This is a genomic window from Pseudomonas sp. GT1P32, from assembly GCF_054897805.1.
Window position 1 is genome coordinate 1780255 of the sequence record NZ_CM142704.1, and the last position, 12565, is coordinate 1792819.

Annotated in this window: 10 protein-coding genes; 4 read left to right on the top strand and 6 right to left on the bottom strand. The window is 59.5% G+C overall.

The genetic code is table 11. From position 1 onward, the window contains the following. Positions 1-39: 39 nt before the first annotated feature. Positions 40-906, top strand: coding sequence for a DUF2971 domain-containing protein (locus tag ACYZUC_RS08035; protein ID WP_461994895.1), 867 nt, complete (start codon positions 40-42; stop codon positions 904-906). 622 nt (positions 907-1528) lie between these two features. Beyond that, on the top strand, positions 1529-1801 hold the full coding sequence (locus ACYZUC_RS08040) for a hypothetical protein (RefSeq protein ID WP_223451898.1): 273 nt from the start codon (positions 1529-1531) through the stop codon (positions 1799-1801). A gap of 168 nt (positions 1802-1969) precedes the next feature. On the opposite strand, the gene ACYZUC_RS08045 is transcribed toward ACYZUC_RS08040, so the two are convergent. Then, complete coding sequence (locus tag ACYZUC_RS08045) at positions 1970-2626, bottom strand: TetR/AcrR family transcriptional regulator (RefSeq protein WP_461994897.1); 657 nt, start codon at positions 2624-2626, stop codon at positions 1970-1972. A gap of 129 nt (positions 2627-2755) precedes the next feature. Here ACYZUC_RS08045 and ACYZUC_RS08050 point away from each other — a divergent pair, with 129 nt between their 5' ends. Continuing rightward, on the top strand, positions 2756-3181 hold the full coding sequence (locus ACYZUC_RS08050; protein WP_461994898.1) for a hypothetical protein: 426 nt from the start codon (positions 2756-2758) through the stop codon (positions 3179-3181). Positions 3182-3292: 111 nt separating this feature from the next. Here the strand turns inward: ACYZUC_RS08050 and ACYZUC_RS08055 are convergent, their stop codons facing one another. The 5 genes from ACYZUC_RS08055 to ACYZUC_RS08075 all read right to left on the bottom strand — a co-directional run bounded on the left by ACYZUC_RS08055 (position 3293) and on the right by ACYZUC_RS08075 (position 9784). Next, complete coding sequence (locus tag ACYZUC_RS08055; RefSeq protein ID WP_461994899.1) at positions 3293-3640, bottom strand: copper-binding protein; 348 nt, start codon at positions 3638-3640, stop codon at positions 3293-3295. Further along, positions 3637-6795, bottom strand: a complete 3159-nt coding sequence (locus tag ACYZUC_RS08060) for an efflux RND transporter permease subunit (RefSeq protein ID WP_461994900.1) — start codon at positions 6793-6795, stop codon at positions 3637-3639. Before ACYZUC_RS08060 ends, ACYZUC_RS08055 begins: the two co-directional genes overlap by 4 nt. After that, positions 6792-8090 (bottom strand): efflux RND transporter periplasmic adaptor subunit, encoded by a 1299-nt coding sequence (locus tag ACYZUC_RS08065; RefSeq protein ID WP_461994902.1) that lies wholly within the window; start codon positions 8088-8090, stop codon positions 6792-6794. The genes ACYZUC_RS08060 and ACYZUC_RS08065 overlap by 4 nt, the downstream gene beginning before the upstream one ends. Then, on the bottom strand, positions 8087-9343 hold the full coding sequence (locus ACYZUC_RS08070) for a TolC family protein (RefSeq protein ID WP_461994904.1): 1257 nt from the start codon (positions 9341-9343) through the stop codon (positions 8087-8089). Before ACYZUC_RS08070 ends, ACYZUC_RS08065 begins: the two co-directional genes overlap by 4 nt. Before the next feature lie 99 nt (positions 9344-9442). Further along, positions 9443-9784: a hypothetical protein gene (locus tag ACYZUC_RS08075; protein ID WP_461994905.1), complete on the bottom strand. Its 342-nt coding sequence runs from the start codon at positions 9782-9784 to the stop codon at positions 9443-9445. A 583-nt stretch (positions 9785-10367) separates the two neighbouring features. On the opposite strand from ACYZUC_RS08075, the gene ACYZUC_RS08080 reads away from it, so the two are divergent. Next, positions 10368-12497 (top strand): TonB-dependent receptor family protein, encoded by a 2130-nt coding sequence (locus ACYZUC_RS08080; protein ID WP_461994906.1) that lies wholly within the window; start codon positions 10368-10370, stop codon positions 12495-12497. The last annotated feature ends 68 nt before the right edge of the window (positions 12498-12565 follow it).

A 12565-nucleotide genomic window follows, 5' to 3' on the forward strand; every position in this document is an offset into this window, starting at 1 on the left:
TACCTTTATGCTCCACGCTTTGATCAGATGAATGATCCCATGGAGGCGCTGTTCGAAGTCCCTGGCTTGGACGATCCTATGGCGGTTCTGTTGCCTGCTAAGTTCCTTTCCCAAGCGAACGAGACTCTCAAAAAGGCTGTCGTGACAGCACGAAGCTCAGGCTTAATCTCCATGTCAGGGACCCACTTGGACTACCCGATGTGGGCGTATTACGCCAGCAATTTCGGAGGTATGTGCCTGGAGTTCGATCCGCAAGAATTGGCAATCTCTGATCTGCCCGAACACTCGTTAGTACCGGTAATATACGACTCCAGTGCCCCTACTCCTGTGACGTTCGAACTGCTAGCTATCTCTGATCCGATGGAAGTGATCAACAGTCGATTATCCCAGAAGCGGGAGGAATGGCAGCACGAGAAGGAGTGGAGATATCTTGCCGGGAGGGAGGGCCGCAAGCTGTACACCGATCCCGCGCTGAAACGCATCTATCTGGGGCCGCGCATTGAACCGGAAGCGAAGGCGGCAATCGTTGATGCGATGAAGAATCGTCCTGTGGAGATCCAGGAAGGATCCGTGCGCGGATACGAAGTTGAGTTTTGCTGTATCAAGAAGAGCACACCTTGGCGCGAGTGCGAACGCACAGGAGCGGGGAAGTTTGACCCACTCCAGGCATACTCCTCCGAGAAGGAACTGCGTGTTGTACTTGGCGAGAACTACGAGGCCCTTGAGCGAAAGTGCAATGAGCTCAGTACCCACCCGAACGTGGAAAGCATCGACGGCGTTTACCCGATAAATGGCCAAAGAGGTATTCGCGTGACCGCAATGTATCGCTTGAGGGACGGGCGTGACATCTATCACAACCATTTTTTCGATATAGATATGAACCCGATGTCCTATTCGGGTCGCTAGATGAAAGTATCGCCCGGTGACGTCAGTTGTAGAAGCTCAGACTTGCTTACTAGCCCCTAGCCACCCATTCGATTCATTTACTAGACCAGCCGATGCTGTTATCGGCCCGACATTATTCGCGCTATCCCCCTGGACGTTTAAACGGAAGGGCAGGTTCAAGTGTTCTACCACTAAATCTCGGTTTCGGGTCGTTTTCTGCCTGTGCCGCCGGACAGCTTATGCTACGTTCCAGCTGCCGGTTATTGGGGCGTTAGTGTCCGCATTTGGCCGATAACAGTCGCCAACGGAAGAGGCATAACGTTCCTAGGACGCTATAAAAATTCCTACACAAACCTCGGAACTCCTCACCTTGCCCGCCATTCCGATGAAGCTTATAGTCCGCCCCGTCGCCCAAAATGGCGATTCGGGTTTGGCGACCTGACTACAGAGAATGCGAGGGCTCTAGGCTTTATTGCAGGGGTCGTCGCACCCGCAAAGCCGCTGTAATGGCGGCTGTGCGCGGGAGACCTTCGGGTCTGCCGGTGTTCTCTGTGCCGGTTCGCCAACCTGCGCACAGCTGCCACCCAATCGTTTGGCGACGACTGAGTGACGGCCTTTGAGCCAATCAAACAGAGATCTTCAAATGAATCGATACATGCCCCTCACTGGAATCGACCTGGTTCCGGCTTCCCTGCTCATCGACACCGAAGCTCCACTCGACGTATTGCAAGCCGCCGCTGACTACCGAATTCGCGCAGTTACTCAGGTGCTGGAGAACATCGCCTTTCGCGCCGAGATTGGTTGCGACACGGTGGTGTTGTCGGACTTCTCCAAACTGCTTGCCATTCCGTTGCGCGACGGCTGTGACTTGATGGATGTGATTGGTCGGCGATTGCGGGCGCAGACGAAAGAGTGAATGAAAACGGGCGCTGAACGCGCCCGTTTTTTGTTCAACTATAAAAAGGATCTGGCATCGCTATTCTGCGGAATGACTCTTGCTCGCTATCGGCCAAAAGCCGCCACCCACATTACCTGAGCAAACATAGACAATTCAGTGTCGCGCAGAAGAAACCCGCAACCCGGTCTACATGGAGTTGCGCTTGCGCCGAGCCTCTTCATTCTCCGCCAACGCCTGACGAACCAGCGCCCTCGCCGCCCACGCGGCGGTGTCGAGTGATTCTTCGACGCTCGCGCCACTGATATCGCGCACGGCGATCAACGCCTCGGTGCCGATGACGATCGACAGCGCCTGCTTCAGTCGTTTGCGTGCGCGGGGCGAGAGCACGTCCTTCAGCGAGTCGACGATCGGCTCGATGTAGCTCATGCGCCGGCCCGGCCGCAACGGCTCGTGGGTCTCGCTGTCGAGCCACACCGACATGAACGAGCGTTCCATCACGTGCAGGCCGATCTCGTCGTCGATCAAGAGTTTGTTCAACGCGTTCGCCGCCAGGCCGATGCCCTTGACCGGATCGTCTCCCGGTCGCCAGAAGCTCTCCAGCGGCTTCATTTCACGATCCGCCGCCGTCTCGCTGATCAATGCCTCGGTCGAGGGAAAGTAGCGATAGGCCGTGGCGCGCGAGACCATCGCGCGCTCGGCCACTTGTGCCACCGTCGGGTTTTGGCCCTCGTCGCGCAAGGCGATGGCGGCATCGATCAGCGCCTGACGCGTTCGCAGTTTCTGGTTGGCGCGGCCTTGCGGATCACCGCCGGGTTCAGACGGAGTTGACTTCTGGATCGACATGGAATATATGAGACTCTGTCTATTCATGAGACTTGAGTCTCATAATAGGCACGCGACAACCAACCGACAAGAGGTCGCCCGTTATATTTCAGCAACTGAGCGCGCCTCTGGGCGCATGAGGTGAATGCCATGAATCACAACCCCCGTTCACGGACCTGGTTTCGGCTCGCTGCCCTCTACTTCGCCATTGGCGTGGTGCTGGGCGTGGCGATGGGCGCTTCCGGCGACCACTCGCTTTTCGCGGTACATGCTCATGTCAATCTGTTGGGATGGGTGTCGATGGCCCTGTTCGGCATCATCGGCACAGCGCACCCGTCAATCACCGAAGGGCGCGCGGCTGCGGCACAGTTCTGGATGTACAACATTGGCGTCCCGGTGATGCTCGGCGCACTGGCACTGCGGCTCAAGGGCTTTGCGGCCATCGAGCCGTTGATTGGCGTCGCGTCCATTCTTGTTGGTTGCAGTGTGTTGTTGTTTGTGTGGCTGGTGTTCTCGCGCATCGGTGTAACGGCTATGGGTTTGAGCAGCGCAACACGTGAGTCGCGCGCGTCTTGAAGTCAGCTGTTTTTCGGCAGCGTATCGATGCGGGGTGAGAGTCGCCCCGCACCGATAGCTGTCCTTACGACCGGCACACAAAATGTGCCGGCCACTTACACCACCGCTGTCTTACTTTTTGATTGAAACAATCGTCGCGCGGCCACCCTCGACCTGAAAAACAAACGAGACACGGTCTCCGGCCGATAGCCCGGCGAGCTGATCATCCGTCACGGAAAAGGCCATGGTCATCGGCGGCCATTGCACGGCGGGTACTGCACCGTGGGAGATGGTCACCGTGTGTCTGGCAGCATCGATAGCCTTGATCGTTCCATTGGCATTAGCGACGGGCGCCTGCTTTGTCTCTTTTGTCTGCATGCCCTCCATACCGTCCATTTTCATACCCGGCATGTCTTCTGCACGAGCCAAGAAAGACAACGCAACCAAGGTTCCTGCCACTGCAATATGGGTCAGTTTCATACGACGTTTCCTTTATGGTGAGTGGATTCAATGACGAGATGTCGGCGGCGCATCAGGCGATAGGCTGCCGGAATGACAAACAGGGAAAGCAAGGGAGCCGTGATCATGCCGCCGACCATGGGCGCGGCAATGCGGCTCATCACTTCACTGCCGGTTCCGCTGCCCAACAGGATGGGTAACAGGCCGGCAATGATCACGGCCACGGTCATGGCCTTGGGTCGAACACGCTGCACAGCGCCTTCACGAATCGCCGCAACCAGCCCGCGCTCAGTGCTGTCGCCGAGGTCTTCACGTTCTGCCCAGGCGTTTTTCAGATAGAGCAGCATGATCACGCCAAACTCGGCAGAAACACCGGCCAGGGCGATAAAGCCAACACCGGTGGCGACCGACAGGTTGAATCCCAACAGATAGAGGAACCATGCCCCGCCAGTCAGCGCGAATGGCAACGTGGCCATGATCAGCAACGCCTCATCGAAGCGCGCAAACGTCAGGTAGAGCAGCACGAAGATGATCAACAGAGTGGCTGGCACCACCAGTTTGAGTCGTGCATTGGCTCTGTCGAGAAACTCGAACTGCCCTGAGTAGCTCAGGCTCATGCCAGGCTGCAACTTGACCTGATCGTTTACGGCATGGCGCAAATCAGCGACCACCGAGGCAATGTCCCGCCCACGCACATCGATATACACCCAGCCTGAAGGCCTCGCGTTTTCACTTTTGAGCATCGCCGGGCCGTCGCTGATTTTGACGTTGGCCACTGTCCCCAGGGTGATCTGGATGCCTGACGGCGTGTAGATCGGCATTTGCTCCAGGGCGCCAAGCGAGTCACGCCACCCCCGTGGGTAACGTACGTTGATCGGGAAACGTGCGAGCCCTTCAATAGTCTCCCCGACATTTTCACCACCGATAGCGCCGGCCACGATGGACTGCACATCAGCGATATTCAGCCCGTAGCGAGCGGCTGCCTTGCGGTCGATATCCACGTCGATATAGCGGCCACCGGTCAAGCGTTCGGCCAGCGCTGAACTGACACCGGGTACGCCTTTGGCCACCCGCTCGACTGCCTGGGTGACAGCATCGATGTCCGTCAATTGGGTGCCGGCGACTTTCACTCCGATCGGACTTTTGATTCCGGTGGCAAGCATGTCGATACGGTTGCGAATCGGCGGTATCCAGATGTTGGTCAGCCCTGGAACCCGAACCACGCGATCCAGTTCTTCCACCAGTTTTTCCTGGGTCATGCCTGGGCGCCATTGCTCGTGCGGCTTGAATTGAATGGTGGTTTCGAACATTTCCAGCGGTGCCGGGTCGGTGGCCGTTTCGGCACGCCCCGCTTTGCCGAACACGTGCTCGACTTCGGGCACCGTCTTGATCAGGCGGTCGGTCTGTTGCAGCAGCTGCGCAGCTTTCTGTGCCGACAACCCCGGGAGAGCGGAAGGCATATAGAGCAGATCGCCTTCGTCCAAAGGCGGGAGAAACTCACCGCCCAGGCGCGACATTGGCCATAGCGCACTGACAAACACCAGCAGCGCCACCAGCAGGGTGACTTTCGGACGGCGCAGCACCGCCTCCAGGGCCGGCTGGTAGATCCTGATCAACCAGCGGTTCAACGGGTTTTGTTGCTCACCGGGAATTCGCCCGCGAATCCAGTACCCCATCAGCACGGGCACCAAGGTCACCGACAACCCCGCCGCCGCGGCCATCGCATAGGTTTTGGTGAACGCCAACGGGCCGAACAGTCGCCCCTCCTGAGCTTCCAGGGTGAACACCGGAATGAACGATAACGTGATGATCAACAAACAGAAGAACAGCGCCGGGCCGACCTCTGCCGCTGCTTCGGTCATGACGTGCCAATGACGCTCGCCCTTAAGCTCCTCCCCCGGATTGGCCGCGTGCCAGGCCTCAATCTTCTTGTGGGCATTCTCGATCATCACCACGGCAGCATCGACCATGGCGCCGATGGCGATGGCAATCCCGCCCAAGGACATGATGTTGGCGTTGATTCCTTGGTAACGCATGATGATGAAGGCCATCAGCACGCCCACCGGCAGGGAGATGATCGCCACCAGTGATGAGCGCAAGTGCCAAAGGAAGATCCCGCAAACCAGCGCGACGACAATGAACTCTTCGATCAACTTGTGGCTGAGGTTTTCCACCGCGCGGTCGATCAGCTTGCTGCGGTCGTAGGTGGTGACGATTTCCACTCCGGCCGGCAAACTGCTTTTCAGTTCGTCGAGCTTGGTCTTGACCGCCGCAATGGTCTCGCGAGCGTTCTTGCCGCTGCGCAAAATCACCACGCCACCAACGGTTTCGCCCTCACCGTCGAGTTCGGTAATGCCCCGCCGCATTTCCGGCCCCAACTGAATAGTGGCGACATCGCCAAGGGTCACCGGCACACCATCCGCCCCCAACTTGAGCGGGATCGCCCGAAAGTCGTTGAGCGTCTTCAGATAACCGGAAGCGCGCACGATGAATTCGGTCTCCGCCATCTCCAGTACCGCGCCACCCGTTTCCTGATTGGCCTTGCCGATAGCCTCGGTGACCTCTGTCTGAGTGATGCCGAGGCTGGCCAGTTTCAGCGGATCGAGTTGCACCTGGTATTGCTTGACCATTCCCCCCACCGTGGCCACTTCCGCAACGTTGGGCAGGGTCTTGAGTTCAAACTTGAGGAACCAGTCTTGAAGCGCGCGCAGTTGCGCCAGGTCGTGTCCACCGCTGCGATCCACCAGTGCGTACTGATAGATCCAGCCCACCCCCGTTGCATCCGGCCCCAACGCCGGTTTGGCGCTGGCCGGCAACCGACTTTGTATCTGACTCAGGTATTCCAGCACCCGCGAACGGGCCCAGTACACGTCAGTGCCGTCTTCGAACAGCACGTAAACGAAGCTGTCACCGAAAAAGGAATAACCACGCACCGTCTTGGCTCCCGGCACTGAGAGCATGGTGGTGGCCAACGGATAGGTCACCTGGTTCTCGACAATCTGCGGCGCTTGCCCCGCAAAGGGTGTGCGGATAATCACCTGAACATCCGAGAGATCCGGCAGCGCATCGATGGGTGTGCTCTGCACTGACCAAATGCCCCACGCTGTGACGAACAGTGTCGCCAGTAACACCAGGAACCGGTTGGCGACTGACCAACGAATCAGGGCCGCAATCATGGCTGGCTCCCCGATTTGTCCCCATCCGCCTCATGCATACCAGAGGCAGCTTCGCCGGGTGGCGACTCGTCCTCAGTGCTGGCAACAATGCCCTTGAGACTGGCCTCCGAGTCCAGCAGGAACTGTCCAGACGTAACCACCTTCCAGCCTTCTTCCAGACCTTTCAAAATGGCCGTCTTGCCATCACTTTCCTGTCCGGGTTGCACCTCTACCGGGCGGTAGTGGCCAGTGTCTTCGGCGAGCATCACCAAGGCCCGTCGCCCCGTACGAATCACCGCCTCGCTCGGCACCCACAACACACTGTGTTCGCTCGAACGGTTCAGGCGCACCTGTGCCGTCAAACCCGGCCTGAGGCGTCCGTCCGGATTGGGCAGTTCCACCCGCACACGCAGGGTGCGACTGTCCGCACTGGTCTCGGGCAAAATAGCGCTGACCTCGCCGTTGAGCACGGTCCCCGGGAAGGCTGGCAGCCGTGCTTCGACCGTCTGCCCCACTGTAATCGATCCGGTCTGCGACTCTGGAACGGCCACGGCCAGCCAGACACTGCTCAAGCCATTGACGCGTGCCAGCGTGTCGCCCGTCGCCACGGTCATGCCCGTGCGTACATCCAACGTTTGCAGCACGCCGGCGATGGGACTGGTCAGCGTCAGGTACGGCTGAACCTTACCGCTACGCTCTATCTGAGTGATCAGCGCTGCCGGCATTCCGGTGAGCTGCAGTCGCTGGCGGGCCGCAGTCAGCAGCTCCGCGTCGCCGTTACGCTTCAAGGCAAGGAACTCTGTCTGAGCCGCAGCCCATTCCGGCACCAGAATATCCGCCAACGCTGCGTTGGCATTCAGCACATCTCCGGGAGCATGGGCATAGACTCGCTCCACAAAGCCAGCGGTGCGTGCCTGAATCACCGCAACATCACGTTCGTTGAGCGCCAGGACGCCTGTCACGTCGAGGCTGGAGTGAAAGGTTCCACGGGTGACAGTCGCAAAACGCAATCCGAGATTCTGGGTCAGCCCCGGGTCGATACTGACAGTGGCCCGCTCTCCTGCGCCGCTGGCGTATTGGGGAACCAGTTGCATGTCCATGAAGGGTGACTTACCCGGTTTGTCGAACTTTTGCTGCGGGTACATTGGGTCGTACCAATACAGAGCTTTGCGTTCGTGCGCAGCATTGATGTCTTGCTCCGCCACGGCATTTGGCGCTGCGCTCATACGCTGGTGAGCGAACCCGTAACCACCGGCAACACCCAATGCCAGCGAAAGGCTCACCAGCAATGCCCCGTTCCATTTTTCAAGTTTCATTGGCTGGCCTCCCCGTAAGCAAAATACAAACGCGCACTGGTCAGCGCGCGCTGCTCTTCCACGTCGATCTGCTTGAGTCGAACTTCGATGAGTTCACGTCGGGCGGTCACAACGGTGTCTAAATCGCCTTTGCCGGCCCGGTAGCTGGCCATGCTGAGTTCGACCTTTTCCATGGCCAGCGGCAACAGGCTTTCCTGGTTTCGGTGCACGGCACGATTCAGGCGCTCGTAGTCAGCCAGTTCGTTTTCCAGTTGCTGGGTGTGCTCGCGTGACAAGGCTTCGCGCTCGGCCTCAAGCTGGTTGAGTTCAGCGTGTCTGGCGGCGATTTTTGGGTTTTGGCGAGCGTCAGGAAACAACGGCAGATCCCAGGAAAACTGCACGCTGACCATGTCGCCGAACTGTCGGCCGCGATGCTGATAGTCAAGCTCCCAACTCCAATCCGATTGCTTCTCCGACTCGGCTTCACGAACCCTGGCTTGCGCTTCGCGGGTCATCGGCGCAAACGCTGCCAGCTCCGGATGGTGTTGCAGTTGATGGGAGTAGCTTGAAGAGTCGACGGGCCATTCAGGCAAGCTGCCCGCAGGCTTGTCGTTGGCGGCTGAGCCAATCCAGCGTTTGAGGGCGGCCCGGGCCTGGGCTCGCTGCAGAATCAGATCGTCCTGCTGCTCTGCCAACTGAGCGGCTTCCTGTTTGGGTGTCACCGCATCGGCAGGCTGGGCGCGGCCGCCAGCAATCCGGGCCCGGACGGTATCGCTCAGCAGGCGGTTTTCTTTGTAGAAGTCCTGGAACAACGCATCTTTACGCTCGATTGAATAGCTGCTGATCCAGGCCAGTGCGGTGGACTGCCGGACCTTCAGACGTTCGACCCGACGCTCGGCGGCGGCGCGATCAACAGCCGCATCGGCGACCTCGATACGGGCTTTGCGTTTGTCGCTGTTCGGCATCTCCTGCCGGACCCCGACCATTTGCATGGTCATGAAATCCTGGTCGAGGCTCCAGCGATCCGCACCGCCGATGGGGTAGTTCTGCACTCCCAGAAGCAGCTTGGGATCAGGTAGTTCACCCGCCGGGATGGCTGCGCTGCTGGCAGCCTGAATCCTGGCGTCTTGTGCGGTCAGTGACGGCGCATTGTTTTCGGCCAGCCGCAACGCTTCATCGAGTGTCAGTGCGGCAGCGAGGCTCGGCAATGCCAGTACGCTTGCCGCCAGGCCGACCACGAGGGGCCAGCCTGTGCAATAGCACTTGGAGTTCATGTCTACGATTCCTGTGATCATCAACTGCGCGCGTCAAAAGACATGCGCACAGCCAGGTCATCCCGCTAATGCGGAATGAGGTTCGATGTGGGACAGGAATCAAACGCGGGGCGGTCGCCATACCCCGGACGGGGTTTGCACTGGAAGGGAATCGCTAAAGAAGGAAAGCGCTACTGGGCTGAATACGGTGACGGGAGGCTTGATAATCGAGACTTGCAGCATGCCGCCCGTCTTGCATTCCTGGCCTGGTTTGCAAGGCTTGCCGTGCTCGGTGGGGCTTTTCATGTCGCTGCAGCAGTCCATCCCCATGCCGTCCATCATCGCCATGCCCATCGTCTTCATGGGGCACGGTTCTGTCGGTGCCTGAACGCCCGCCATCCCGCTGAGGGGAAGCGCCAGGCTGATCATGAAAATGATGCAATACCGCAGATAGCGTTTCATGGGCTGGAGTGTAGTCGCTGCAAATGGCTCTTACGATGGGCTTGAGTCGTCAGCAACCTGTCATCAGGTTTCGACGCAGGCGATAACACCGGACATGAATTAAGCCAGCATTACGTGTTCATCGACAATCCTGAAATCCCCGCTGGATCGTGTGCGTCCCATTGCCCGCCTCTCTCATCACAGGGGCAAAGGCCTGTCCTGCACCAATGCAAATGATTGCGCTGGGGCTCATCGTCAGTCGCTTCTCCGGAACGGCCATGATCATCTTTGCCCCACGCCAATACTGCACAGATTGGCGAACGAGAGTGGCGTTGCCGCCACTCTCCAGCGGCGCTGTGAAGTCCTTTCAGGATTGATCGCCGAGCAAAAATGACGTGATCGCGAACAGGAAAGCCACCGCAGCAGGCATTCGTGGATAGGCGCACTTCTCTTGTGCGGCAGCCTGTCGGCGCATGGTCAGGATGGCTGCACCGAAGCGGATGAACGTTGACCTGGCAAAAAAGCAAAATTGCCATGTGTTCCACTCGTTAGTTCATACGTCGCAGTTCTCACTGCCCGTTTCTATCTGTCTGGAGTTCTCTCGATGCCCTCGCCCAAATCCCTACCCGCTACGCTGCTGGGGCTGGCGCTTGCCTGTCCGGCCATGGCCGAGGAGGCCAAAGGTCTGGAGCTCGGACAGGTACTGATTCAGGCTGAGGAGCAGCGCGGCGAAGAGCAGACGATCGAGGATGCCGAGGCCCGGCTTGCCCAAGTGCCCGGCGGCACCAATGTGGTCGATATGCGCCGCCCCCTTCAGGGCCGCGTGGCCAGCAACCAGGATGTGCTGGCCTATCAGCCGGGGGTCTATGCCCAGTCTGCGGGCAATGAAGGGGTAAAGATTTCGATCCGTGGCTCGGGGATCAACCGTGCACCGGGCGCCCATGCCTCGGGTCTGTACGCCATGCTCGACGGTCTGCCGCTGACCGGCCCGGGCGGCACGCCCTACGAGTTGCTGGAGCCGCTGTGGCTCGATCATGTGGAAGTGCTGCGCGGCGCCAACGGTTTCGACAGGGGCGCGCTGGCCTTGGGCGGGGCCATCGATTACATCAGTCACACCGGCTACGATGCACCGCTGTTGCAGGTGCGCTACGCCATGGGCAGTCACGGTTATCAGCAGCGCCAGGTCAGTTCCGGGCAAGTGCTGGGGGATTTCGACTACTACGTGTCCACGACCGATGCTCGCGCCGACGGCTATCAGGATCACACGGCCAGCGAGAGCCAGGGCGTCATTGCCAACTTCGGCTATCGCTTCAACCCGAAGCTGGAAACACGTTTCTACCTGCGCTATCGCCAGACCGACAACGACCTCGCCGGGCGGGTGACCAAGCACTCGATTGAGCACAACCCACGGGCGGCCAACCCTGCTTACGTGACGCGGGATGATCGTCGCGAACAACCGGGAAGCACCTTCTTCGGCAACAAGACCACCTACTACATCGATGACGATTCGAGTATCCAGACCGGTCTTGTCTACCACGACTACCCGATGGATTTGCGTGAGGGTCCCAACCGCTTGAAGGTGGCGTACACAGACGTCAGCGGCACCTTCGACTACAAGCGTCGCGACACCCTCTGGGGTCTGGAAAGCCATAGCACGCTGGGCCTGCGCGTGACGAAGCACCTGCCCAATGCCGGCGCCAGCGAATCAGTGCGCATCCCCACCGGCAACACCGCCGGCTATGCGCCGGACACGCCCATTCGCAACTTCACCTACCAGGGTTCGGACACGGTTTTGCATATGGGCAATGACCTGGAGATCGCCGACGACCTGTGGCTGACCACCGGCCTCGCAGCCATTTACACCCGCCGCGAAAGCGCCGTGACCTTCCCGGAAGGTGGCGGCAAAACCAGCCTCAACGACTGGGACTACGCACCACGCGTCGGCCTGCGCTATCAACTCACACCTGACTTGCAGCTGTTTGGCAATCTCAGCCGCTCGGTCGAAGCGCCGCACCCGTGGTCGCTGATCTACAGCTCCAACATTCGCTTCCCGGCAGGTAGCGGTGTCGCCACAGGTGCCCAGCGCGACCCGATCAAACTGCAGAACCAGACCGCGACCACCCTGGAACTCGGCGGCCGCGGCGACAGCAGAATCGGTCAATGGAGCCTGGCCTGGTATTACGCTCAGGTGCAGCACGAATTGCTCTCGGTATTACCGGATGCCAATGCCGTGACGCCTTACGAACTCAACGCCAGCCCGACCGTGCACCAGGGCGTGGAAGCCAGCCTGCAAAGCAACCTGTGGTCGTCCGGCGATGGCGGCCAACTGAGCTTGCGCCAGAGCTACACCTTCAGCGACTTCCACTACCGCGACGACGACCGCTTCGGCGACAACCGCCTGCCGGGCCTGCCGATGCACTACTACCAGGGCGAACTGCGCTACGACTGGCCCCAGGGTTTCTTCGCCGGACTCAATACGCAGTGGGTGTCGAAAACGGCGGTCGATTACGCCAACAGCTACTACGCCGATCCTTACGCGCTGTTCGGCGCGACTGTGGGTTACAACGCCCCCAAGGGCGACTGGCAGACCTGGCTGGACCTGCGCAACTTGACCAACAAGCACTACGCCGCCACCGTCACGCCGGGCTACGACGACAAAGGTCTGGACGCGGCCCGTTCGACGCCGGGCGAAGGTATGGCAGCGTATGTCGGCGTGTCGTGGAGTTTGCGCTGAGGCCTGGGTGTGCTCTTGAGTCGGTCCTGACTATGTCGACGACACTTTTGAGCTGAGACGTTTCAGCG

What these genes read in the sequence shown, in the direction of transcription:
- ACYZUC_RS08035 (WP_461994895.1), top strand. Translation starts at nt 40, where the DNA reads ATGGAGGCGCTGTTCGAAGTCCCTGGCTTGGACGATCCTATGGCGGTT.
- ACYZUC_RS08040 (WP_223451898.1), top strand. Translation starts at nt 1,529, where the DNA reads ATGAATCGATACATGCCCCTCACTGGAATCGACCTGGTTCCGGCTTCC.
- ACYZUC_RS08045 (WP_461994897.1), bottom strand. Translation starts at nt 2,626, where the DNA reads ATGTCGATCCAGAAGTCAACTCCGTCTGAACCCGGCGGTGATCCGCAA.
- ACYZUC_RS08050 (WP_461994898.1), top strand. Translation starts at nt 2,756, where the DNA reads ATGAATCACAACCCCCGTTCACGGACCTGGTTTCGGCTCGCTGCCCTC.
- ACYZUC_RS08055 (WP_461994899.1), bottom strand. Translation starts at nt 3,640, where the DNA reads ATGAAACTGACCCATATTGCAGTGGCAGGAACCTTGGTTGCGTTGTCT.
- ACYZUC_RS08060 (WP_461994900.1), bottom strand. Translation starts at nt 6,795, where the DNA reads ATGATTGCGGCCCTGATTCGTTGGTCAGTCGCCAACCGGTTCCTGGTG.
- ACYZUC_RS08065 (WP_461994902.1), bottom strand. Translation starts at nt 8,090, where the DNA reads ATGAAACTTGAAAAATGGAACGGGGCATTGCTGGTGAGCCTTTCGCTG.
- ACYZUC_RS08070 (WP_461994904.1), bottom strand. Translation starts at nt 9,343, where the DNA reads ATGAACTCCAAGTGCTATTGCACAGGCTGGCCCCTCGTGGTCGGCCTG.
- ACYZUC_RS08075 (WP_461994905.1), bottom strand. Translation starts at nt 9,784, where the DNA reads ATGAAACGCTATCTGCGGTATTGCATCATTTTCATGATCAGCCTGGCG.
- ACYZUC_RS08080 (WP_461994906.1), top strand. Translation starts at nt 10,368, where the DNA reads ATGCCCTCGCCCAAATCCCTACCCGCTACGCTGCTGGGGCTGGCGCTT.